A 20,806-nucleotide genomic window follows, 5' to 3' on the forward strand; every position below is an offset into this window, starting at 1 on the left:
CCCGTGTCAGGATGCGCTTCCAGTATGAACGCCCGGTAGGGTGCGCAACGTGCCAGGAGGAACGCTTGCCGCCGTGGTCGCGGAGATCGAGTCGATGTACGAGCCCGGCTGGGCCGAGTCGTGGGACGCCGTGGGGCTGGTCTGCGGTGATCCGGAGGCGGCCGTACGGAAGATCCTGTTCGCCGTCGACCCGGTCGCCGTCGTCGCCGCCGAGGCGCTGGACTGGCGGGCCGACCTCATCGTCGTCCACCACCCGCTCTACCTGCGCGGCACCACCAGCGTCGCGGCCACCACGGCCAAGGGCCGCCTCGTGCACACGCTGATCGGCAACGGCGTCGCGCTCTACACCGCCCACACCAACGCCGACGTCGCCGACCCCGGCGTCTCCGACGCCCTGGCCCGCGCGGTCGGCCTCACCGGCGATCTCGTCCCGCTGGCGCCCGCGCCGGGCGACCCACGCCGGGGGCTCGGCCGGATCGGCAGCCTGCCCGCCCCGATGGCCCTCGCCGCGTTCGCCGACCGTGCCGCGCGCGGCCTGCCCCGCACCGCCTGGGGCGTACGCGTCGCCGGAGACCCCGATCGGGTCCTGCACAAGGTCGCGGTGAGCGGCGGGGCCGGTGACTCCCTGCTCAATGCCGCCCGCGCCGCCGGAGTCGACGCCTTCCTCACCGCCGACCTGCGGCATCACCCGGCGGGGGAGTTCGTCGAGGAGGGCGGGCCCGCGCTGCTGGACGCGGCCCACTGGGCCACCGAATGGCCGTGGCTGGCCGATGCCGCCGGCCGTCTCGCGTCCCGGTTGGCCGCTCGGGGGATTACTGTTGAGACGCGCGTTTCCGCCACGGTCACGGACGCCTGGACCACAACAGCACAGTGCGAGGATACGAAGTGAAAGCAGCCCCGGAAGCCCAGAAGCGACTGCTCCAGCTCGCGGAGCTCGACTCCATCCTCGACCGGCTGGCTCATCGTCGCCGCACCCTGCCAGAGCTGGCCGAGATCGACGAGGCCGCGGCCCGGCAGGCCCGCCTCACCACCCAGGTCATCACCGCCGAGACCGAGGCGAGCGACCTCGCCCGCGACCAGGCCAAGGCCGAGCGCGACGTCGACGCGGTGCGCAGCCGGGCCGAGCGCGACCAGACGCGCCTGGACTCGGGGCAGGTGGGCTCGCCCAAGGAACTGGCCGGTCTGCAGTCGGAGATCGCCTCGCTGCAGCGCAGGCAGGGCGATCTCGAAGAGGTCGTTCTTGAGATCATGGAGCGCCGCGAGGGCTCCGACGCCAAGGTCGCCACCCTCGGCGCCGAACGCGACGAGGCCGCCGCCACCCGCGCCGCCGCCGAGGAGCGCCGCGACGCCGCCTTCGCCGAGATCGACAAGGAGCACGCCGAGAACGCCGCCAAGCGCGCGGCCATCATCGGCGAGATCCCCGCCGACCTGCTCGCCCTGTACGAGAAGCTCCGCGGCCAGTACGGCGTGGGCGCGGCGATGCTGCACGGCGGCCGGTGCCAGGGCTGCAAGGTCTCGCTGTCCATCGCCGACCTCAACCGGATCAGGTCCGCCGCCCCCGACGAGGTCGTCCGCTGCGAGGAGTGCCGCCGTATCCTCGTCCGCACCGCAGAGTCCGGGCTGTGACCGCCGGTCCCTTCGTCATCGAGGCCGACGGCGGATCGCGGGGCAACCCCGGGCCGGCCGGCTACGGGGCCGTGCTGAAGACCGGCGGCGGCCGGATCGTGGCCGAGACCGCCGAGGCGATCGGCGTCGCGACCAACAACGTCGCCGAATACCGCGGCCTGATCGCCGGGCTCGGCATCGCGCTCGCGCACGGCGGCGAGGGCGTGGCGGTCGAGGTGCGAATGGACTCCAAGCTGGTCATCGAGCAGATGGCCGGGCGCTGGAAGGTCAAGCACGAAGGGCTGCGGCCCCTGGCCATCGAGGCGGCGGGGCTCGCCCGCCGGCTCCGGGTCACCTGGACCTGGATCCCGCGCGAGCGCAACACCCACGCCGACCGCCTCGCCAACGAGGCCATGGACGCCGCCGCCGAGGGACTGACCTGGAGCGCGTCGGCGACCCCTGCCGAGTCCGCCCCCGACGACGGTCACTTCCCCTCCGGCGGCCCTGCCCAATCGGCCGCCCCGGACGACGGGTCTTTCCGGGCCGGTGGCCCCGGGCAATCGGCCGCCCCGGACGACGGGTCTTTCCGGGCCGGTGGCCCCGGGCAATCGGTCGCCCCGGACGACGGGTCTTTCCGGGCCGGTGGCCCTGGCCAACCGGCCCCGCCTGACGACGGCCTTTTCCCCGCAGATGGCCCCGGCCGACGGGCCGCCGTCCCTCCCGGTAAGGCCGCACGTGACGGCGGTGCCGGCCGATCGGCCGCCCCTGCTTCCGGCAAGGCCGGGCGGCCTGACGGGGGTCTCTTCCCCGCGGACGGCACCGACCCGCTGGCCGCGGTCCCTGCCGGTGAGGTGAGGGGCACCGGCTGGCGGGGGCCGGTCACCGCTGCGACCACGCTTCTGCTGTTGCGGCACGGCGAGACCCCGCTGTCGGCTGAGCGCCGCTTCTCCGGCATCGGCGACCCCGAACTGACCCCCGGAGGGGTCGCCCAGGCCGAGGCGGCGGCGGTACGCCTGGCCGCTAAGCCGTACGAGATCGACGTGATCGTGACATCGCCGCTGGCCAGGGCCCGCGCCACCGCCGCCATCGTCGCCGCGCGCGCCGGCGTGCCGGTCATCGTGGACGACGGGCTGCGCGAGACCGACTTCGGCGACTGGGAGGGCAGCACGTTCACCGAGGTCCGGCGCAACTGGCCGGACGCCCTCACCGCCTGGCTGGCCGACCCCGCCATCGCGCCGCCCGGCGGGGAGAGCTTCGAGTCCGTCTCCCACCGCGTCCAGGACACCTTGGAACGCCTGCTCGCCGACCACGCGGGCAAGACCATCCTCGCCGTCTCGCACGTCACCCCGATCAAGACCTTCCTGCGCCTCGCCCTCGCCGCCCCGCCGGCCGCCCTCTACCGCATGCACCTCGACCTGGCCTGCCTGTCGGTGATCGAGTACTACGCGGACGGCCCCGCCGTGGTGAAGTCCCTCAACGACACCGCGCACCTGTCCTGAAACAACCGATAAGCTGAAGGACACGGCGGACGAGCCGGCCGGGCGGCCGCGTCGGGCCCCTTTCCATGGGGGCCCGCCGAGGAAGGTCCGGGCTCCACAGGGCAGGGTGATCGGTAACACCGACCCGGGGCGACCCGCGGGAAAGTGCCACAGAAAGCAGACCGCCTCCCGGTTCGCCGGGAGGTAAGGGTGAAAGGGTGGTGTAAGAGACCACCAGCGCCCACGGTGACGTGGGCGGCTCGGTAAACCCCACCCGGAGCAAGGTCAAGAAGGGGACGGCCCGAAAGGGCCGCCTCCGCGCGCGGCGTTCGAGGGCGGCCCGCCCGAGCCGCGCGGGTAGATCGCTTGAGGCCGCCGGCAACGACGGCCCTAGATGGATGGCCGCCGCCCGCCCCCGGGCGGGCACAGAACCCGGCCTACAGGCCGACTCGTCCGCCTTGACCCCCTTCCGGCCCCTCGCCGGTCAGGGGCGCAGGCCGAGGGCGGGGAGGATGGCCTGGTCGACGATGGCGGTGAGATGGTCCTCGTCGGGTGGGGCGCTCGTGTCGATCAGGCGCTTGACCACCAGGGCCTCGCCGATGTCGAGCACGACCGGGGTGAGCAGGGCGGCGGGGAAGTGGCCGCGGTCGGCGTAGTGGCGTAGCACGGTCTTGGTGAACGTGCCGCCGCGCTGGGCGAAGACCTGCTCGAACAGCGGCTGGGAGAGCTGCGCGACCCCCTTGGGGTCGGTGAGGATGGCCGCGACCGCGCGGCCCGCCGGGCTGAGCGCCCAGGCGACCATGAGCTTGAGGGCGCGTACGAGGTCTCCGCGCAGGTCGTCGGATCCGGGGGTGGGCTCCTCGATCGGGTGCATGTGGTAGAGCGCGTCGAGCAGTACCTCGACGGGGTCGGACCAGCGGCGGTACAGCGTCGTGCGGGCCGTCGCCGCCCGTCTGGCGATGCCGTCCATGGTCAGGCGGCCGATGCCGACGTCGGCCACCTCCTCCAGCACCGCCGTGTGGATGGCGTCGATCAGTGCCTCGCGGGGACGCCGGGTTCGTCCGCTCACCTTCACCCCTTGCTTTAGCTACACGCGTGTAGCTATTTTTGGCGGTAGCTACAGTCGTGTATCTATCACCGAGGGGACAGCCATGTCCATTTCTTCCCCCGCCGCCCCGCCCTCCCCGCCGCCGCGGGCCGTGCCGGTCGCCCACCGCGCACTCGCCCCCGACCTCGCGCGAGGCGTGATGCTGCTGCTCATCGCGGTCGCGCACGCGCACATGTACCTGGCGGGGCACCCGAGCGGCTTTCGCGGCTACACGCTGGACGGCGGCCCGCTCGACCGGGTGGTGGCCGGCGTCCAGATGCTCCTGGTGGACGGCCGGGCGCTGCCGATGTTCGCCGCCCTGTTCGGGTACGGCCTGGCCCGGCTGGCCGAGCGCCAGCTCGCTTCCGGCCGGGACTGGCGGCAGGTACGGCGGGTGCTGCGGGCCCGCGGCCGGTGGTTGCTGGCCTTCGGGTTCTGCCATGCGGCCCTGTTGTTCTTCGGCGACATCCTGGGCGCGTACGGCCTGATCGGGCTGGTCCTGCTCGGGTTCGTCCGGAGGCGCGAGCGCGCCCTGCTGTGGGCGGCCGGCGTCGGCCTCGTGCTGCACGTCGTGGTGCTCGCGCTGTTCGGGCTGGTCAGCGTGTCCGCCCCCAAGGGCGACACGCCCGCGGCGATGGCCGACCCGGTTCAGGCCGCCGTGTCCCGGCTGGTGGGCTGGGCCGCGATGACGCCGACGTACTTCGCGGTGAGCGTGGTGTCGGCGTTCCTGCTCGGGATGTGGGCGGCCCGCCGCCGCGTACTGGAGGAGCCCGGCGCGCACGGCGCGCTGCTGGCCACGACCGCGACCGCCGGCACGGTCATCTCGCTGGCCGGGGCCGTCCCGCTGACGCTGATCGACACGCGGCTGTGGGCCCCGGCGGAGGCGGTCTCCATCTCGGCGTACGTGCTGCACAGCCTGACCGGCATCGCCGGCGGCCTGGCCTACGCCGCCCTGGCCGGGCTCCTCGCCGACCGCCTGAAGCGGGGGCCCGTGGTCCGCGCGCTGGTTGCCTGCGGCCAGTGGTCACTGACCTGCTACCTGCTCCAGTCGGTGGTGTTCGTCGCGGTGTTCACGCCGTACCTCGGCGGTCTGGCCACCCGCGTCGGCGACGCGGCGGCGTCCGGCCTGGCCGTCCTGACCTGGCTGGGCACCGTCCTGCTCGCCGCCACGCTGTCCCGCCACGGCCGGCGCGGCCCCGCCGAGACCGCCCTGCGCCGCCTCACCTACGGCCGCTCCCGCTGACCGCCCCCGGGCACCACCGTCCGGTACACGCTGCGGATCACCGCCACCTCCGGATGCGCCCGCAACTCCGGCACACCGGACGCCAGCATGGCAAGGTCGCGCTTCACCCGGGATGCGACGCCGCCGCCCAGGACGTACCGGGTGGCGGAGCGCGCCCGCCCGGCCCCGCCCAGCAGCCGCATCGCCCCCCGGCTGGTGAGGCCGGTGTGCCTCAGGTCGAGATACGCGAGCCGGTGCGCGCCTCCGGACAACGCGTCGGCGATCCGCGCCGCCGCCCGTTCGTCCAGCCGGTTGTCCGTGGCCCCCAGGTGGCCGGCCGCCCTGACACGGCCCAGGTCCAGCACTTCGACGCCCGCGGCGACCGCCGCGGCCACCAGATCCGCCGCCGCGGCGGGCCCGATGCCGTCACTGGCCACGGACAGCCTGCGCGGCGCCCCGCCGCGCAGCGCGCCCGCCAGGGTGAGCGCGCCCGCGTCGCCCAGCGCCGCCGCCGAGACGTACAGCTCCTCGACGCCGCCGCCGTGGATCAGCCGGGCGAGTTCGGTGGCCCCGGCCGGGCCGAGCGGGTTGCCGCTCACGAACAGCCGCCCGATCCCGCCCGCGGCGAGCAGGTCGTCCACCAGTACGCCGAGCCCGGCCGCATCCAGGCCCGTCTGGACCAGGTCGAGCGTGGTCAGCCCGGTGCTCGCGGCCGAGCCCGCGATCCGCCCGCCGTCCGGGCCGAGCGGGTTGCGCTTGAGCCACAGCCCGCGCACGACGCCCGGCGAGGCGATCAGCCGGTCGGCGATCCGGCGGGCTCCGGCCGGGCCGATCACGTTGCACCCCAGGTAGAGGGTGGCTGCTCCGGCGGCGAGCGCCCCGGCCGCCGCGGTGGCGGCCCCCTCGTCGCCGAGCCCGTCGGTGCCGAGCAGCAGGTGCCTGGCCGGGCTCGCGGCGGGCAGCGCGCCCGCGACCAGCCGCATGCCGTACGGGCCGAGCGCGCGCTTGCAAAGGTCCAGCCGCCCGTCCGGCATCGCGGTGCCGGTCGCGAAGTCGGTACGGCGGGCCACCGGCTCGCCGCTGCGCAGCCAGGCGAGCAGGTCGTCCAGCGGCGGCGTCACCATGTCGCCACCTGGTAGTCCTTCAGGAAGACGCCGTGCAGCGGGTGCCCGGCCTCGCCGCGCACGATGGGGTCGTAGACGCGGGCCGCGCCGTCGATCACGTCCAGCGGGGTGCGTCGGTCCAGCCGGTCGCGTACCGGCACGGGGTGCTCGTCGGTGATCCAGCCGGTGTCCACGCTGCACATGTACACGCCCTGGCGGGCGAGGTCGTCCGCGCTGGTGCGGGTGAGCATGTTGAGTGCCGCCTTGGCCATGTTGGTGTGCGGGTGGCGGCCGGTCTTGTTGATCACCGCGAACCGCCCCTCCACCGCCGAGACGTTGATCACATAGCGCCGCCGCGCGGGGGAGGCGAGCAGCAGGGGCAGTAGGCGGTCGGTCAGCAGGACCGGTGCCATCACGTTGATCAGGTGTACCTCCAGGAACTCCGCGGGATCGATGCCGCCGATCCGGGTGGACCAGGAGTTGACCGGCGACAGATCCGGGAGGAGTCCGGAGATGTCGGGCGGGGCGGCGGTCTGCCGCACGGCCTCCGGGCCTGCTTCGGGGAGCGCCCGCTCGCCCGCCGTCAGCGCCGCGTAGGCCGACGCCGGGCGGCGGATGGTCTGGGCGGCGTTGTTGACCAGGATGTCCAGCGGCTCGCCCGTCACGGTCAGCCGGTCGGTCAGTGCGATGACATCGCGGGGGTCGCGCAGGTCGATGCCGATGATCCGCAGCCGGTCCGCCCAGTCGCCGGCCGCGGCGAACCGGCGGGCCGCGTCGGCCGGGAAGCGGGTGGTGACGGTGACGTGCGCGCCGTCGCGGAGCATCTTCAGCGCGAGCTGGTGACCGATCTTCACCCGTCCGCCGGTGATCAGCGCGCGGCGTCCGGTCAGGTCGGCGCGTGCCGTACGGCGAGCGGAGTTGGACGACGCACACGCGGGACACAGCAGGTGGTACAGGGCGTCGACTCGGGTGTAGGGGCCTTTGCACACGTAACAGCGCCGCGCGTGGCGCAGCCGGCCGGGACCGGGCGGGACCGCCGGCGGCCCGGCGACGGGGGCGTCGGCGACGCGGCCGGGCGTCCCCATGGCCGTGGCCGCCAGGACCTCCGCATCGGCCCGCCGCGCCGAACGCTCCCGCTCCCTGCGCCGCCGCCGCTGCCCATCGCGGACCAGGGCCAGCGCGGCATGCTCCAGCCGGAGCCGGTCGGCGTCGTCCAGCGGCAGCTCACGGGCCTCACCGAGGCCCCGCAGCACGGTCGTCACGTCCACTCGTCTTCCCCATCTCCTTGGAGGGGTGCGGCCCAGCCGGATTCGAACCGGCGTCCTCCTCTATGCGAAAGAGGCGCGACGACCGCTGCGCTATGGGCCGCATCGCCGGGAGGTCAAGGTCTCCCGGGCCGGGTCGTGCAGCCCGGCCGGATTCGAACCGGCGTCCTCCTTCTGAGCAAGAAGGCGCGACGACCGCTGCGCTACGGGCTGCACTGCCGGGCAATCTACCGCTGTTGTGATATTCGTGCCGCTGATTTATCTCCTGGCGCCGGGCCGCCGGGGGGCGGGGATGAGTACGGCGATGTGCGGGTGGGCTCCGGACAGGCTCACGTGCTGGACGTGGGCGGGGAGCAGGCCGTGGGCGATGGCCGCGGCCAGTTCGGCGGTGTCGGGGATCAGTACCACCGCGCGGCCGTCCGGGCGCAGCAGCCGCCGTATCTCCGGCCACAGCGCCGACGGCGCACGGGCCAGCCGCCCGCGCGGCGCGACCTGCCCGCCCCACGGCGGATTGGCCAGCAACCGGTCCACACCCCCGTCCGGCAGCGGAAGCGCCGCCGCGTCGGCGCTCTCGAAGATCGGCCCACTGAGTATTGCGGCCGGGTCGTAGGGGCGCGGTGCCGTGGGGTCCGGGGTGTGTCCACGTGGGAGGGTCGCCGCACCGGGGTGCTCGAAGGTGGGCTCGCTGAGCGCTGCGGCCGGGGTGTTGGTGGGCGGCGGGGTGTAGCCACGTGGGGCGTGCTTCGAGGTCGGGCCGCCGAGCCCTGCGGCCGAGGCGTTGGCGCGGGCGGCGTGCAGTGCTGTGGGGTCCAGGTCGTAGCCGCGCGGCACCGCGTCGGGCTGGAGCCGGGCGGCCTCGATGAGCAGCGTGCCCGCGCCGCAGCACGGGTCGGCCACCACATCGCCCGGCCGGATGTCGGCCAGCCGCGCCATCGCCGCCGCCACCGGCGGGTGCAGCGTCCCCGGCACGGTGTGCCGCTTGTAGGCGCGCCGGTGCAGGGGCCGCGGCGCGACCCGCAGCATCAGGGTGGCGTCGGTCCCGTCCAGGGTGAGCCGCCATGCGCCGTACCCCGGTGGCGGGGGAGTGCCGTCCCGCCGCGAGTGGTACGGCACGCCCAGCCGTACGGCCAGCGCCGCACCCGCCGCGTCCTCCGCGTCGTACCTGCTGAAGTTGCGCCTGCCCAGGAACGACGCCGAGACCTCCACCCCCGCGTGCCCGGCGGCATCGATGCCCGCGACCTGCCCGGCCAGCCGGGCGAGCGCGCCCAGCGCGTCCCGGCCGCGCCCGATGTCGGGCATCGTGGCGGCGAGCAGGAAGGCGTCGTCCGCCGTGCGCAGACCGGTCGAACCGGCCGCAGAACCGATGAACCGGACCTCACGGTGCCCGATCCACGTGACGGTGCCCAGGCGTTCGCCCAGCACCTCGCGGGCCACCGCGGTCTCCAGCCCGCTCACACAACGCGCCACCAGGCGCGCGGCCGTCACCGTACGGCCACGACACCGGGACGCGGTACATCGAGAAGACGCGTGTGATCACGCATGAGTCGTTCTTCTCCCACGTCGCGACTCGGGACGGCACAACACCGCCCCGCATCACCGGCGACGGGATCGCCTCGTCTCGCCGGCGGGTCGTCAACGTCGGAAGTTGAACTTCATGGCATGACCGTACCAGTAACCCGGCCCCTGGCGGCGAGAGCGTCGACCGTGGCGGTCAGCGGGAGCGGCGGCGGCGGGTGAGGAGGATGATCAGACCCGTGAGGAGGAGCAGGGCGAGGGGGACGCCGATCCAGGCGAGGGGGCCTGCGTTGGTGAGCGGGGCGGATATGCCTTCGGCTGGGGCGGGGGATCGGGGTGGTGCCGGCGTAGATGTGCGGGGGGTGCCTTGGGGGGCGGCGGTGGCGTAGGAGGGGCCTGGTTCGGTGGGGCCGGTCACCGAGACATCCAGGGCGATCTCGACCGGTGGGGCGGTCTCCGGCAGGTCGGGGCGGCTGCCGTACTTGATCGCGATGTAGTACCAGCCGGGGAGGGCCTGGCCTCGGGCGGCGGTGAGTTCGCGGTTGAGGTAGCGGACCGGGCGGATGGCCAGTGCGTCGCGGTCGGAGGGAAGCCGGCCGGCCTCGCCGTCGTACCACAGGATGCCGGACTGGGCGATCAGCGCGCGGGCCGGGCCGTAGGCGGAGGTCTTGGTGAGCAGCCGCGCGCCGGGCGCGTCGCCCGCGGGCAGCCGGACCCGGTACGCCAGACCCTGTCCCCAGTCCAGGCGCACCCGGTAGAAGACGTACTCGCCCGGGTAGAGCGTGTCGGCGTACCGCCCCGAGCCGTCGAGCGTGCCCGCCGTGGTGAACGACCCGCCGCCGGTCACCTTGACCGGCTCGCCCTCCCCGGCGGGCTCGGCGAAGGCGATCACGGAGTCGCGCGCGGGTCCCGGGTCGGCGGTCACCGGCGGCTCCAGGCCGACCTGTAACTCCAGCCAGGCCGGTTCGCCGGGACCGGCGTCGCGCTCCACCACGAGGGTGAACCGCCCCGGGCGGTCGCAAGGCCCGCCCTCGCCCGGGTCGGCGGACACCCGCCAGGTGCGCGCGAGCGGGACCACCGGGTCGCCGGTGGCGCTGTGGCCGGTGTCGCTCCAGGCGCACCGGGTGCCGTCCGGCGCGTAGCGGGCCAGGGTGAGCGTCTCCCTGGCGGGCGCGGCCGGTGGGAAGACACCGGTCGCGGTGAACCACGCCGTGTTCCCCGCGGGGACGTCGATCGCGTAGTGCCTGGCCTGGCCGGGGGCGATCTCGTCCAGATGGTCGCCCGGCCGCAGCGGCGCGGCGTCGCCGGGCCCTTCGCCCCCGGTGACCGGCGTGCCGGTCGGCTCGTAGTTGCGCAGCGCGATGCCCGTCACGCGGTTCAGGGCGGGGGCGAGGTCGCCGGCCTCGGCGGCGTCGGTGTAGGAGCCGCCGGTCTGGCGGGCGACGCAGGAGAGCTGCTTGCGCGCGGCGGCGTCCACCTCGAACCCGATCGTGTGCACGCGCAGGTCGGCGCCCTCGCCGGCCAGCTCCTCCGCGACCTCGCAGGGGTCGGGCGGGGCGCAGGTGTCCTCGCCGTCGGAGACCAGGACGATCGAGCGCGGCCCCTCCGTGGGCAGCGCGTCCGCGGCGGCCCGCAGGGCGCGTCCGATGGGGGTGTAGCCGCGCGGCTCGACTCGGTCGGCGGTGGCGACCAGTTCGGCGCCGGGCGTGCCGACCTCGTGCAGGATCTTCACGTCCCGGCAGCCGGCCGGCTTGTCGGCGGCGGTGTTGCCGGTGCCCGTGCCGTACACGGCCAGGCCGACGCGGGCGTCGGCGGGCAGGCCGTCCACCACGGTGTGCACGGCACGCCTGGCCGCCGCCATCTTGCTGCGCCCGTCCGCCGAGGTCTGCGCCATCGACCCGGACGCGTCCAGCACCAGCATGACCGGCGCCAGCTCCGCCGCCCGGGAGGAGTGGGCGGTGGCTGGAGCGGGGAGCATGGCTGTTGCGGTGAGTGTGATGAGCGCCGCCGTGAGGCGGTGGATCGCAAGGCGCATCGCCGGTCCCCCTCGTCTCCCATGTAAGTAAAGCGAGAGGTGCGGATCACGGCCAGTGGTTGCGGTGATCCGGGCGGTCAGGGTTTGTGGGCGACGCCCGCGGCGAGGACCCAGGCGGGGCGTGTCACGGAGGGTGCGGTGTGGTCGTCCGGCCGCCAGTCCTCGACCGGGACCAGCCCGGGATCGACCAGGTCGAAGCCCTCGAAGAAGTCCAGGACGACGTCCCTCGGGCGCGGTGTGAGCGGGCTGCCCGCGTTCTGGAAGCCGCGGCGGGCCGCGTTCATCAGCAGCGCGGGCGACTCGTCGGTGGTGTGCGAGATCACCAGGTGGCTGCCGGGGGCGAGCGCGTCGCGCAGCCGCCGCACGATGCCGGCGGGGTTCTCGCGGTCGGCGACGAAGTGGAGTACGGCCGCCAGCAGCACGCACACGGGTCGCTCGAAGTCGATCAGGGCCTGGGTGCCGGCGTGGCGCAGGATCTCGTCCGGGCGGCGCAGATCCTCGTTGATCACGGTGACCTGCGGGCTGGTGGCCAGCAGCGCCTGGCCGTGCACGACCACCACCGGGTCGTAGCTTGTCGGGTAGTGTGCACACATGAGGACGGCACGCTAGGAAGGGATCATCAGTGTTAGCTGCGGCGTTCGTGCGGGTCAGCACGGGAAGCCAGGACGAAACCTCACAGATCAAGGTGATCGACGCACACGCGCAAGAGCACGGATTCACGATCGTGAAGACATTCAAGCTACGCGGTTTCAGCGCGTCGCAAGGTACACAGGAACCGGCGCTGCGTGAGGCTATCGCGGACATTCAGCGCGGGGATTACGGCACGCTCATTGTCACGGAGTCGTCCCGACTCGACCGGCGCGAGGACCTTGACGCGCAAGCTGAAATCCTGCTGGCGATCCGTTCCGCTGGTGGCGACATCGTTTCGATTGCAGAACCTGAATTCGGAAAAACCGACTTCACCGGACGCATTGTGACACTAGTGGCGCAGCAGGCGAACGCCGAGAAATCGAAGACGGTAAAGGACACGACCTACCGTGGCATAATGATGATCCGTGACAACCGCGCCCACCATGGCGCGCTGCCTTCATTCTGGGCAACCAAGGGGGTCCGGTACGCCAAGCAGGCATATTGCACCGACCCGAACGCCATCACCGACATTTACGAGCGCGTAGCGGGGGGCGAGTCGCTTTCGTCGATCGGGCGAGCGTACAACCTTTACCCGCAGAGCGTTAAGAACATCCTGCAATTCGCCGCGCACCACACGGGCATAATCGAATGCTCATACACCCATCAGGGCCGTACGGAAACGTGGCCGCACATGGTTACGCCTGTCGTCGATTCGGCTCTATGGTGGCGCGCAAACCGGGTTATCGAGACGAACCTGACTGGAGCACGGGCGCATAAGGGCGGCCGACCCGTAGGCCGCCCGGAAAACTGGCTCTCCGGCGTTCTCGACTGCCCGGCATGCGGCGGAAAGATCTACCTCAACGCTGGCCTCACCCCTGCTGGGCGACCGCGCACCCCCAAGCTTCGGTGCGGCGGCTACGCCAAGAAACGCCTAGCATGCGGTGCCTTCGCAGGCATTGACGCAGAACCCGTCATTGACCTGATCGCCAGCATGTTCGCCAGCGACACGACGGAAATTCTGGCATTTCAGCGGATCGCGGGAAACGCACATGAACTGGATGCGCTGAACGCAGAAGCCCGCAAAATCCAAGCGCGTTTTTCCGTCACCGAAGATGATGACGAGTTTGACGCGCTTGTCGCAGAGCGCAAGGCGATCAAAGCGCGCATAGAGGGTTTCGTGATCACGCCCGACGCTTATGATTACGCGCCCACCGGGCAGACGGTAGCCGAAATGTGGGCCGACGGGGATACGGCCGTAAGGCGCGGCATGGTCCGCGCGGTCAAGGCCGCATGGGGAATGGCTCTTTCGGCCCGTGAGGGACAGTGGGAAATCGTGATCGGTGCGGCGGGCGCACAGAGCACCGAAGAAACGAGCGGGATCATCGACCTGGGCAACGGCTTGTGCTTCCGGCGCTAGAGCAGGCCCGGATAGCAAGACTCGAAAAGAAAGAGGCTCACTCGGAGAAGTGCCGAGTGAGCCTCTTTCGTTCCTCTGGTAGGGGATTAGCCCGGGGGGCGGGTCGCGTAGATGATGCGCACGATTCTTCCGGCTTCAATGTGCTTGAGCACTTCGGATAGCCTGAATTCTTCGGCCGCGATAATTACCGATTCTTCGGCCGGGATAATTACCGCTGAATTGGCGTCTGAATTGTTCGCCTTATAGGCGTTCACCTCTTTCGGGTCCGGTTTATCGGGATCGTTCGTCGTGAGGCATCACCTCCTTGCGCCGGACGGCTTCGTTCTGGCCGTGCGAACCGGGGGGCATGGACAGCCGGTTGGTCACGGACCGTGGTTGTCTCAATGTCTCGTCTCACGCGCGGCATGCGGCCTACGCGCGCAGGCGCGCGCGAGACGATGAGACATTGAGACGATTACTCAGAGTCACTTTCGGGGGTCGCCACGCGCCAGCGAGCGCGCCCCACCCGGATCACGCGGCCCTGCGTCTCCAGGGCGGCGAGATGCCGGTAGACCGTGGGGCGGCTCATGCCGGTAGCGGTGATCAGATCCCCGAGGGACACCCCCGCGTCGGATGCGGCGGCCAGCGCCGCCCACAGCGCCTCTGTAGCGCTCTCTCGCCCGCGTTCCCGGGCGTGCCTTCCCCCAGTGGCCGGGCGACCCTCCGGGGGCTCTACGGCGCTCTCAGCCGCCCCCGCCGCTTCGGCGGCTTCGGTGGCGGCTTCCAGCGCCGCCGCCGACACGGCATCCAGAGCCGGGCGGCGGTCGGCGTGCCGCTCGGCGGTCTCCTGCACCGCCGCATCGGTCAGCAGGAAGGTCCGCCCCCGCCGAGGCACGTCATGCTCCGTCGCGCTGACCAGGAACTTGCCGGGCGCATCCAGCAGGTGAGCCCCCCACCCCGCCTTGAGCATCCCCGACCCCAGAATGAGATCAACGTCGCGCCGTTCCCGGACCCGCATGCTCACCCGCACGTCCATCTGACTGCGGACCGCCCCCTGACCCATCGCCTTCTGCGAGGGCCGCTGGGTGGCGGCGATCAGGGTCACGGCGGGCGCGCGTCCTCGCCGGGCGATGCTGTCGGCGTACCGCATCGCCTCTGCTGCGTCGTCGGCCAGCTCGGCGTACTCATCGATCAGGATCACCAGCGCGGGCGCGTCCGGGGAGGGGTCCCACACCCGCAGACCACGGCGGGCCAGCGCATCCGCGCGCCCGTCCAGCACGGCCACCGCATCGGCCAGCAGATCGGTAGCCTGACGCGGCGTGGTCGCGAGCCGACCTAGGCACGGCTCCCACGGGCGCAGCTCCATACCCGCCTTCAAGTCGATGCCCCAGATGATCACATCCGGGCACGCCGACAGCTCACCCATGATCACGTTCACGCCGCCGCTCTTGCCCGCCCCTGCGACCCCGCCGACCAGGGCATGCCGACGCAGCAGGCTCACGCGGACAGGGCCGCCGTCCTCAAAGACGCCCAACTTCAACGGTTGCGTGATCGACGTGACCGACGGGCCAGGCCACGGGATCGCGTCGGCGTGCGGGTCGGTCTCGATCACCCGCACGTCGGCGCGGTCGGCGCGGTCGGGTAGCGGTTGCACCCGGACCGCGCCGCGCCGCGTGCCTAGGGCACTCTCGATCGCGCCTATCTTGGCTATCGCGTCTTCTGCGGTCTGCCCGCGCGCCAGCGCGAGCCGGGCGCGGTAGCCCCACACATCGATCACGGCGCTTTGGATACGTGAGCCTGCCAGGCCGATCGTCTGGGCGATGTCGGGCCACGCGGCCAGGGTCCGTTCCACCCGTACGCGGGCACGGCGTCGGCGGTGCGCCCACCACGGGACGGCGGTGATCACTCCCCCGACCACCAGCACGGCCGGAAGGGGAGGGGTGAACGGGTGTGCCAGGGTGCCCGCCGTGACCCATCCTCCGGCACCTACCAGCACCGTTGCGGCATAGCCGCGTTCGATGCCGCGTGTCAGGCCGACCCACCGACCGCCGACCGCCACGGCGACGGCGAGCACGGCGGCAAGGGTCGGCACCGACCACCACCACGAGGGGTAGGCGGTGTGCAGGACCAGGGCGGCGGCGGCCAGCGCGGCCATCACCCACCACGGCGCGAGCGCCGAACGGAAGCGCCAGGCCAGACGGCCGATGGTCACGATGACCAGCGGGGCGATGACGAGATCATCGGTCACCGATGCGATGGGCTGGATGCCGTCTCGGCGCATCCGCCGCGCGTTGCGGCGGAGCCGGTGCCGGGAGACGTGCCGGGGGGTCATCGCGCCCCCCGTTCGGCCTGTTCGGCGAGTGCGTCACGGACGTACCAGAGGGGGTCCCCCTCGCCGTCCTGTTCCGCGCTGAGCGTGGCGCGGGCGGCGGCGGTCAGGTCGGCGTGATCCCGCGTGAGGCGGGCCACTTGGGCGCGTAGCCGGGTGATCTCGGTGGTCAGGTCGGGGATGTGGTCGAGAGCCGCAAAAACGGTCTCCCAGTAGGGGGCCACGGTGCTCGTGGGCATCGGACGTGCCCACGCGTCCACGATGGCGCGTGCGGTGCGGGTGCGGTTAAGCACCTCCTGCAAGTCGGCGGACGGGTACGGGTGGCGGTGTTTCAACGGGCATCACTCTCCCTAGGTTGGGAACAGGGGTTTTCTGCGTTTCCGCAGGTCAGAGGGCCGCGAAAATCGCCGGCTCGCCTCGTAATGATCTTGATAGGGGCCATCACTGGCCGGTGATCCAGCTTGTGAGCGCGGCTAGTGCCTGCTGGATGGCAGGCGCGGCCATGGTGGCGGCGACCAAGAAGCCGAACAGCACGCACGCCAGGGCGTGCCAGAGGCGCAACCCGAGGTAGCGCCAGGCCAGGAACACGACCAGAGCGAAGATCACGACCAGCGGAACCGGAACGGTCAGCAAGGGGAGATCACCCCCTTTCATGCAGAGCGGGCGGGGACTGATGGGCGGCGGCTAGATGCCGTCGTGCCGGGCCTTGCGGCGCAGCCAGCGAGCGCGCGACCTGCACTTGCGGCAGCGCCGGTTACCGGATTCGAGGGCAGCGCCACAGGGGCACGCCAGGGGGCCGAAGAGGCGGATGAATGTGCGCATGAGTGATCACCTCCCAACCGGATGCCGAGGGGTGGATGTGCGAGAGTCGCGCGTGTAGAGCAGCACGCGACGCGCGGCCATACCGGACACACCCCTAGGCGGGTGTGCAACGCTCAGGCGGCGATCGTCGGCACGAATGCCGAACACGAGAATGGTGAAGCCTACGAACGTGGCTATGGAAAGCACCACGGCGACGGCGAGCACGGCATCAGCAAGGTTCATTGCGAAGCTCCTCCTTTGGCGCGATAGCCCTATAGGTGACCGCGCCGAAATCCTTCGCTACGCAGCCGTGCTCAACGGCGCTTTCGAGGAGAGCGGCGACTTGTTCGAGCTGGGCGAATGCCGGTGCGCCCGGCTGAGCGTCTAGGAACGCAATTACATCGACGCTGCGAGGCGCGGGAATGTCACGGTGAACTTCGAGAAAGTAGGCGAGTCGCCGGAGACCGGAAATAAGCTGCCTGCGGTGATTCTCCTCTGGTGTGTAGAGCATCGCGGTCACCTCCTTAGGGCTAGCCAGTCCTTTTGTCTGGCATGCCCACAAGTTCACCGCGCCGCTTCAAGATCTCCCATCACTTATTCCTAGTCGGATCGCTATACGCGCCTTAGGCGGCGCCCCTTGCGCAAAACGGGTCGTTTAGGACTCAGGCTGCTAGGGGGGATGCGCCGCCTGACCAGCGGGTTTAAACTCGCCCTGAATCCGTTTGCAACATGCGGTGCTTCCAGTAGCAGCGACCTACCAGGAGGACCACGGATGCAGGTCAAGCACGCCCACGCGGGTTGGCAGCCGTCCAGGTTGCGCGAACATCGCGAGGCGATGGGCCTCACCCTCGAAGCAGCGGGCGAAGAGCTGCGGAGGATCAGCGAGCGCCACCGATGGGGTCTCGCTGCCAACTTCCAGACGATCGGTCGGCATGAGCGGGGGGAGAGCTTCCCCCACGTGCACTATCGACGGGCCTACGCCTTGCTCTACCAGGCCGACGACGCAGCATTGGGATTTCGCGCGCCAAAACCCGGCGCGCCACAGCCGGGAGATCTAGAGATTCCGGGCGTAGTCGATGGCTCTAACTTTCAGAAGGAGGCAACAAGGGCGATTCAGGAAGCGCTCACGCGAATTTCCAGCATCGGGCCACCCTCCGATAAATCCATCAGAGATATTCTGGAGTCGCGCGTTCTCGACGCTTGGAGTTCTCGATTCGTCGTCAAAGCGCCAGAGCGTAAGACCCTGACACTTGTAGGAGGTTACGCCGGGTCGGGGAAAACGGAGTTCGCGCGATTTCTGAGCGACATTACAGGGTGGGCACTACTCGACAAAGATTCGCTCACACGCTGCATGGCTGAACGACTATTAGTTTCTCTGGGGGGCGACCCCAGCGACCGGCACTCACCCCTCTATATGAATGAGGTGCGTCCGCTAGAGTATCGATGCCTCATGGAAACCACCTTCGATAACCTCGATTGTGGTGTATCAACAGTACTCTCTGCCCCCTTCATCGCGGAGCTTAATCAGGAGTCATGGCTACTGCGACTAAAGAACAAGTGCGCCGCAAGAGGAGTAGAGGTAGCCGTTCTATGGGTCCGGTGCGACCTTGAGTCGATGCGGGAGTACCTTGAATTCCGCGCCGCTCCCCGAGACACCTGGAAGCTTCAGAACTGGGAGGAATACGCCGCAACGCTGGATACCGAAAAAGCTCCATCCGGCGTAAACATCACCGTAGATAACCGCTATGGCACTGCGATAGCCACCGCTGACCGAACCCGCGAATCACTGCGGCGCATGATGCCATGACTAAGCGGGGTGTGATTCTATACGGCCCCCCTGCGAGCGGAAAGAACTCCCTAACGGAAGCTCTTCAACGACTCGACAATAGGTTCACGCTCGTAGCCAAGCTCAAGCAGGGAAGCGGGCGCGTAGAGGGGTACCGGCCGGTTACGCAAGCGACCTTAGATGCGCTCCGCCACCAGCGGCGAATCATCGTAGAGACGCATCGCTACGGGAATACCTATGCACTTGATCGATTAGACGTCGCCACTGCCCTTAGCGCGGGAGAAATCCCAGTCGTGCATATGGGCAGCATCCTTGAACTACGTGCACTCAGCGACCCCATGCCTGGAATGTGGCTACACGTGATGCTGTGGATCGCCGAATCAACGTGTAGGCAGCGCTCGCAGCGTAGGGGCGATCACGACACGGACGACCGCGTAAAGGTGTGGCATGAAACTGCGCTCGACCTGCGCGCGAACGACGACGGCAACACTTTTCATCTGAGGATCGACACGTCCAGTGTTGAGCCACCCGCTGCGGCGCAGACAATAGCAACCGCGCTCTCAGGAATGTAGATAAAGAGGCTCCGGCGGGGAGATTCGAGCAGCGACCACGAATCTACCCCGCCGGAGCGCTAAGGCGCGACCTATAGTGTCGCGCGGTCTATAAGGCGTGAATGTGTGGCCGGTGCCACCTACACACCTGATTTTCCGTTAGATCTGAACTGCTGAGGAATCGATTCAGCTATCGATGCATTCCCCATCGCCTTTATAGCGGTATTCCAGCACCAGATCGCCACGCGGTTCATGACACAAAGCATGCGAAGCTCATAGAACGTGGGCGCGCTTATGACTCTTACGCATCCCTCAGCTATGGCCATCTGGCATATTTCGTCCTTGTACTCAGCGGTCCACGTCCCGTCAGCGTTTTGGGTTGCTTCGTAGCCAAGGATCGCGTGAGGTGCTACGTCGAACGGGGGCATAGCACCTCCTAGGGGTAGTCGATCCGGCCGATAGCCCGGATCATTTGTGGGCTCTTTGGAAACATCACGGAATAAGCGAGAACTTCGCCGTATCCGCCCGGACTGAGGTGGTCTCGTAGAAAAGTCCACGCCTCTTCGTTTCTGTGACTGACGTACCTATGCGTCACCTTTGAGCCGTCCATGTCGGCGTATACCCGCGCGAGATAGACAAAGATCTCGACGGATGGAATGTCGCACTTGTACCCATCGATCTCGATCCGGATCATTCGCGGCGGTGGATTCGGGCTGGTCATGGCAAGGATAGTACTACACCGTGCTATAGCAAGCTAGGTATGCGACATCTCGCCTAGAGCGTCATAGCACGCCAAGCTAGGCCGGGTGAGTGATCAAGATTGGGAGTGGAAGCCTGGCGTCCCTCGATGGGTGCAGGTCTACGAGTACCTACGCAACCAGATCGAGCGCGGCGTGCTCCGTCATGATGACAAGATCCCAAGCGTGTTGCAGCTTCAGGCTCAATACGGGATCGCCACGGCGACCGGTCAGAAGGTGCATAGAGCGCTACGTGCTGCCGGTTTGGTCCGCACTGAGCCCGGAATGGGCTCATACGTCGTGAGCCCCCATAAACGAGATCAGCCCTCCGAGGAGGGCTGATGAGACAGTTGCGGGGCTCGGATAACTATCGCGTCCGAGTCGCTGCTACAAGTTCAGGCCAGGGCCAATGCCCCCATGTGGCCACCTCTGCATCCCATGGCCGGTAGGTCACGGCCGGTACCTGATCACTCCACGCGGAGTCGTGCCAGTCGGCAAGGTGAGGACGCCACTCGATCTTGCGTAGAACCGCCTCAATCGCGCTGTCATCAGTCCCGTTCCGCCAGGCCAGAAGGGCGCGCACCATCGCGGGATACACCAACGGGTGCCCAACTCGGTGCCCCTCCCGACAGACAGCCCACGCCACATCACCGTGAGTCCAAGGATCAGTAGCAACGACCAGCAGCCATCCGGCGACGGCTGAACAGGATGGACAGGTCAGGCGGTAAGTACCCCAGTTGATCTCGCCCGCGACCGTCACGGACTCCTCACTCTCACGCATGATCCCTCCGTTGTCGGCTGCCTCCCAGTCTGCCCCCTGTTTCGACATACTCCAAGGTCACGACAGCCGTAGAGTATGAAGGCGTGTGTACACAACCCTGCTTGCAACGGTCGCAATCCACGTAGACCACCCGGGACTCCGGCGCGGCCCGTAACGCGACCTGGTGGACGTTCTCCTTGGTGGGCAGGCCCGCGCCGATGTCCAGGAACTGCCGTACGCCCGCCTCGACCGCCGCGTACCTGACCGCACGCCTGATGAACGCGCGGTTGGCGCGCGCGGTGAAGGGCGCGGCCGGGTTCGCCTCGATCATGCGTTGCGCCGCGGCCCGGTCGGAGGCGAAGTTGTCCTTACCGCCCAGCATGTAGTCGTAGATGCGCGCGCTGTTGGGGAAGCTGCTGTCGACCCTGGGAAGAGGGGTTGCGGCCATCGGACTCCCCTCGCCGCGGCAGGCACTGAACAGACGGTGAAGAATCGATCTTAGAGCG

20 protein-coding genes, 2 tRNA genes and 1 other RNA gene are annotated in these 20,806 nt (G+C 69.8%); 8 read left to right on the forward strand and 15 right to left on the reverse strand.

The features are described from left to right. Positions 1 to 49: 49 nt before the first annotated feature. The 4 genes from ACH34R_RS08305 (at position 50) to rnpB (ending at position 3,539) form a co-directional block, all read left to right on the forward strand. Entirely contained in the window at positions 50 to 889 is an 840-nt protein-coding gene (locus tag ACH34R_RS08305) for a Nif3-like dinuclear metal center hexameric protein (protein WP_397560698.1), read from the forward strand. Beyond that, positions 886 to 1,626 (forward strand): zinc ribbon domain-containing protein, encoded by a 741-nt coding sequence (locus ACH34R_RS08310; RefSeq protein ID WP_397560699.1) that lies wholly within the window; start codon positions 886 to 888, stop codon positions 1,624 to 1,626. Before ACH34R_RS08305 ends, ACH34R_RS08310 begins: the two co-directional genes overlap by 4 nt. Then, a complete protein-coding gene (locus tag ACH34R_RS08315) occupies positions 1,623 to 3,104 on the forward strand; it encodes a bifunctional RNase H/acid phosphatase (protein ID WP_397560700.1) in 1,482 nt (493 codons plus the stop codon). Before ACH34R_RS08310 ends, ACH34R_RS08315 begins: the two co-directional genes overlap by 4 nt. Positions 3,105 to 3,134: 30 nt before the next feature. Next, an RNA gene (gene rnpB / locus ACH34R_RS08320) (RNase P RNA component class A) lies at positions 3,135 to 3,539 on the forward strand. A gap of 28 nt (positions 3,540 to 3,567) precedes the next feature. Here the strand turns inward: rnpB and ACH34R_RS08325 are convergent. After that, positions 3,568 to 4,152, reverse strand: coding sequence for a TetR-like C-terminal domain-containing protein (locus ACH34R_RS08325; RefSeq protein ID WP_397560701.1), 585 nt, complete (start codon positions 4,150 to 4,152; stop codon positions 3,568 to 3,570). An 82-nt stretch (positions 4,153 to 4,234) separates the two neighbouring features. Here ACH34R_RS08325 and ACH34R_RS08330 point away from each other — a divergent pair, with 82 nt between their 5' ends. Continuing rightward, positions 4,235 to 5,413 carry a DUF418 domain-containing protein gene (locus ACH34R_RS08330; RefSeq protein WP_397560702.1) on the forward strand — a complete coding sequence of 393 codons (1,179 nt, stop codon included), beginning with the start codon at positions 4,235 to 4,237 and terminating at the stop codon, positions 5,411 to 5,413. Here ACH34R_RS08330 and ACH34R_RS08335 read toward each other — a convergent pair. From ACH34R_RS08335 to ACH34R_RS08365, 7 genes are all read right to left on the reverse strand, one after another. Continuing rightward, entirely contained in the window at positions 5,395 to 6,516 is a 1,122-nt protein-coding gene (locus tag ACH34R_RS08335; protein ID WP_397560703.1) for a ribonuclease inhibitor, read from the reverse strand. The genes ACH34R_RS08330 and ACH34R_RS08335 overlap by 19 nt on opposite strands. Further along, positions 6,510 to 7,763 (reverse strand): SDR family NAD(P)-dependent oxidoreductase, encoded by a 1,254-nt coding sequence (locus ACH34R_RS08340; protein ID WP_397560704.1) that lies wholly within the window; start codon positions 7,761 to 7,763, stop codon positions 6,510 to 6,512. The genes ACH34R_RS08335 and ACH34R_RS08340 overlap by 7 nt, the downstream gene beginning before the upstream one ends. Before the next feature lie 26 nt (positions 7,764 to 7,789). Beyond that, positions 7,790 to 7,864 (reverse strand) — tRNA-Ala (locus ACH34R_RS08345). A gap of 35 nt (positions 7,865 to 7,899) precedes the next feature. Then, positions 7,900 to 7,974: transfer RNA gene (locus ACH34R_RS08350), tRNA-Ser, on the reverse strand. Between the two features lie 44 nt (positions 7,975 to 8,018). Then, positions 8,019 to 9,215, reverse strand: coding sequence for a TRM11 family SAM-dependent methyltransferase (locus ACH34R_RS08355; RefSeq protein WP_397560705.1), 1,197 nt, complete (start codon positions 9,213 to 9,215; stop codon positions 8,019 to 8,021). Positions 9,216 to 9,471: 256 nt separating this feature from the next. Next, the gene (locus ACH34R_RS08360) at positions 9,472 to 11,310 is read right to left on the reverse strand and encodes a VWA domain-containing protein (RefSeq protein ID WP_397560706.1); all 1,839 of its coding nucleotides are present in this window, start codon (positions 11,308 to 11,310) and stop codon (positions 9,472 to 9,474) included. A gap of 77 nt (positions 11,311 to 11,387) precedes the next feature. Next, positions 11,388 to 11,903, reverse strand: coding sequence for an SAM-dependent methyltransferase (locus ACH34R_RS08365; RefSeq protein WP_397560707.1), 516 nt, complete (start codon positions 11,901 to 11,903; stop codon positions 11,388 to 11,390). Positions 11,904 to 11,932: 29 nt separating this feature from the next. Between ACH34R_RS08365 and ACH34R_RS08370 the strand changes: the two genes are divergently transcribed. Beyond that, a complete protein-coding gene (locus tag ACH34R_RS08370; protein ID WP_397560708.1) occupies positions 11,933 to 13,357 on the forward strand; it encodes a recombinase family protein in 1,425 nt (474 codons plus the stop codon). 454 nt (positions 13,358 to 13,811) lie between these two features. Here the strand turns inward: ACH34R_RS08370 and ACH34R_RS08375 are convergent, their stop codons facing one another. The 5 genes from ACH34R_RS08375 to ACH34R_RS08395 all read right to left on the reverse strand — a co-directional run bounded on the left by ACH34R_RS08375 (position 13,812) and on the right by ACH34R_RS08395 (position 16,986). Beyond that, a complete protein-coding gene (locus ACH34R_RS08375) occupies positions 13,812 to 15,668 on the reverse strand; it encodes a helix-turn-helix domain-containing protein (RefSeq protein WP_397560709.1) in 1,857 nt (618 codons plus the stop codon). Then, on the reverse strand, positions 15,665 to 15,958 hold the full coding sequence (locus ACH34R_RS08380; protein ID WP_397560710.1) for a hypothetical protein: 294 nt from the start codon (positions 15,956 to 15,958) through the stop codon (positions 15,665 to 15,667). Before ACH34R_RS08380 ends, ACH34R_RS08375 begins: the two co-directional genes overlap by 4 nt. 148 nt (positions 15,959 to 16,106) lie before the next feature. Next, complete coding sequence (locus tag ACH34R_RS08385; protein WP_397560711.1) at positions 16,107 to 16,298, reverse strand: hypothetical protein; 192 nt, start codon at positions 16,296 to 16,298, stop codon at positions 16,107 to 16,109. A gap of 195 nt (positions 16,299 to 16,493) precedes the next feature. Then, the gene (locus tag ACH34R_RS08390; protein ID WP_397560712.1) at positions 16,494 to 16,709 is read right to left on the reverse strand and encodes a hypothetical protein; all 216 of its coding nucleotides are present in this window, start codon (positions 16,707 to 16,709) and stop codon (positions 16,494 to 16,496) included. Beyond that, the gene (locus ACH34R_RS08395; protein ID WP_397560713.1) at positions 16,696 to 16,986 is read right to left on the reverse strand and encodes a hypothetical protein; all 291 of its coding nucleotides are present in this window, start codon (positions 16,984 to 16,986) and stop codon (positions 16,696 to 16,698) included. Before ACH34R_RS08395 ends, ACH34R_RS08390 begins: the two co-directional genes overlap by 14 nt. A 252-nt stretch (positions 16,987 to 17,238) precedes the next feature. On the opposite strand from ACH34R_RS08395, the gene ACH34R_RS08400 reads away from it, so the two are divergent. Then, on the forward strand, positions 17,239 to 18,273 hold the full coding sequence (locus ACH34R_RS08400; protein WP_397560714.1) for an AAA family ATPase: 1,035 nt from the start codon (positions 17,239 to 17,241) through the stop codon (positions 18,271 to 18,273). A 966-nt stretch (positions 18,274 to 19,239) separates the two neighbouring features. Here ACH34R_RS08400 and ACH34R_RS08405 read toward each other — a convergent pair. Next, complete coding sequence (locus ACH34R_RS08405) at positions 19,240 to 19,524, reverse strand: hypothetical protein (protein WP_397560715.1); 285 nt, start codon at positions 19,522 to 19,524, stop codon at positions 19,240 to 19,242. A 130-nt stretch (positions 19,525 to 19,654) separates the two neighbouring features. Between ACH34R_RS08405 and ACH34R_RS08410 the strand changes: the two genes are divergently transcribed. Further along, complete coding sequence (locus ACH34R_RS08410; RefSeq protein WP_397560716.1) at positions 19,655 to 19,882, forward strand: winged helix-turn-helix domain-containing protein; 228 nt, start codon at positions 19,655 to 19,657, stop codon at positions 19,880 to 19,882. Between the two features lie 431 nt (positions 19,883 to 20,313). Here the strand turns inward: ACH34R_RS08410 and ACH34R_RS08415 are convergent, their stop codons facing one another. Then, a complete protein-coding gene (locus ACH34R_RS08415; protein ID WP_397560717.1) occupies positions 20,314 to 20,748 on the reverse strand; it encodes an SAM-dependent methyltransferase in 435 nt (144 codons plus the stop codon). Positions 20,749 to 20,806: the final 58 nt, after the last annotated feature.

It is taken from the genome of Spongiactinospora sp. 9N601, assembly GCF_044326295.1.
In the GTDB taxonomy this organism is placed as follows: domain Bacteria; phylum Actinomycetota; class Actinomycetes; order Streptosporangiales; family Streptosporangiaceae; genus Spongiactinospora; species Spongiactinospora gelatinilytica.

Excerpts from the sequence above, each read along its gene's own strand:
- ACH34R_RS08330 (WP_397560702.1), top strand. The coding sequence starts at position 4,235 with ATGTCCATTTCTTCCCCCGCCGCCCCGCCCTCCCCGCCGCCGCGGGCC.
- ACH34R_RS08335 (WP_397560703.1), bottom strand. The coding sequence starts at position 6,516 with ATGGTGACGCCGCCGCTGGACGACCTGCTCGCCTGGCTGCGCAGCGGC.
- ACH34R_RS08360 (WP_397560706.1), bottom strand. The coding sequence starts at position 11,310 with ATGCGCCTTGCGATCCACCGCCTCACGGCGGCGCTCATCACACTCACC.
- ACH34R_RS08365 (WP_397560707.1), bottom strand. The coding sequence starts at position 11,903 with ATGTGTGCACACTACCCGACAAGCTACGACCCGGTGGTGGTCGTGCAC.
- ACH34R_RS08375 (WP_397560709.1), bottom strand. The coding sequence starts at position 15,668 with ATGACCCCCCGGCACGTCTCCCGGCACCGGCTCCGCCGCAACGCGCGG.
- ACH34R_RS08390 (WP_397560712.1), bottom strand. The coding sequence starts at position 16,709 with ATGAACCTTGCTGATGCCGTGCTCGCCGTCGCCGTGGTGCTTTCCATA.
- ACH34R_RS08400 (WP_397560714.1), top strand. The coding sequence starts at position 17,239 with ATGCAGGTCAAGCACGCCCACGCGGGTTGGCAGCCGTCCAGGTTGCGC.
- ACH34R_RS08405 (WP_397560715.1), bottom strand. The coding sequence starts at position 19,524 with ATGACCAGCCCGAATCCACCGCCGCGAATGATCCGGATCGAGATCGAT.
- ACH34R_RS08415 (WP_397560717.1), bottom strand. The coding sequence starts at position 20,748 with ATGGCCGCAACCCCTCTTCCCAGGGTCGACAGCAGCTTCCCCAACAGC.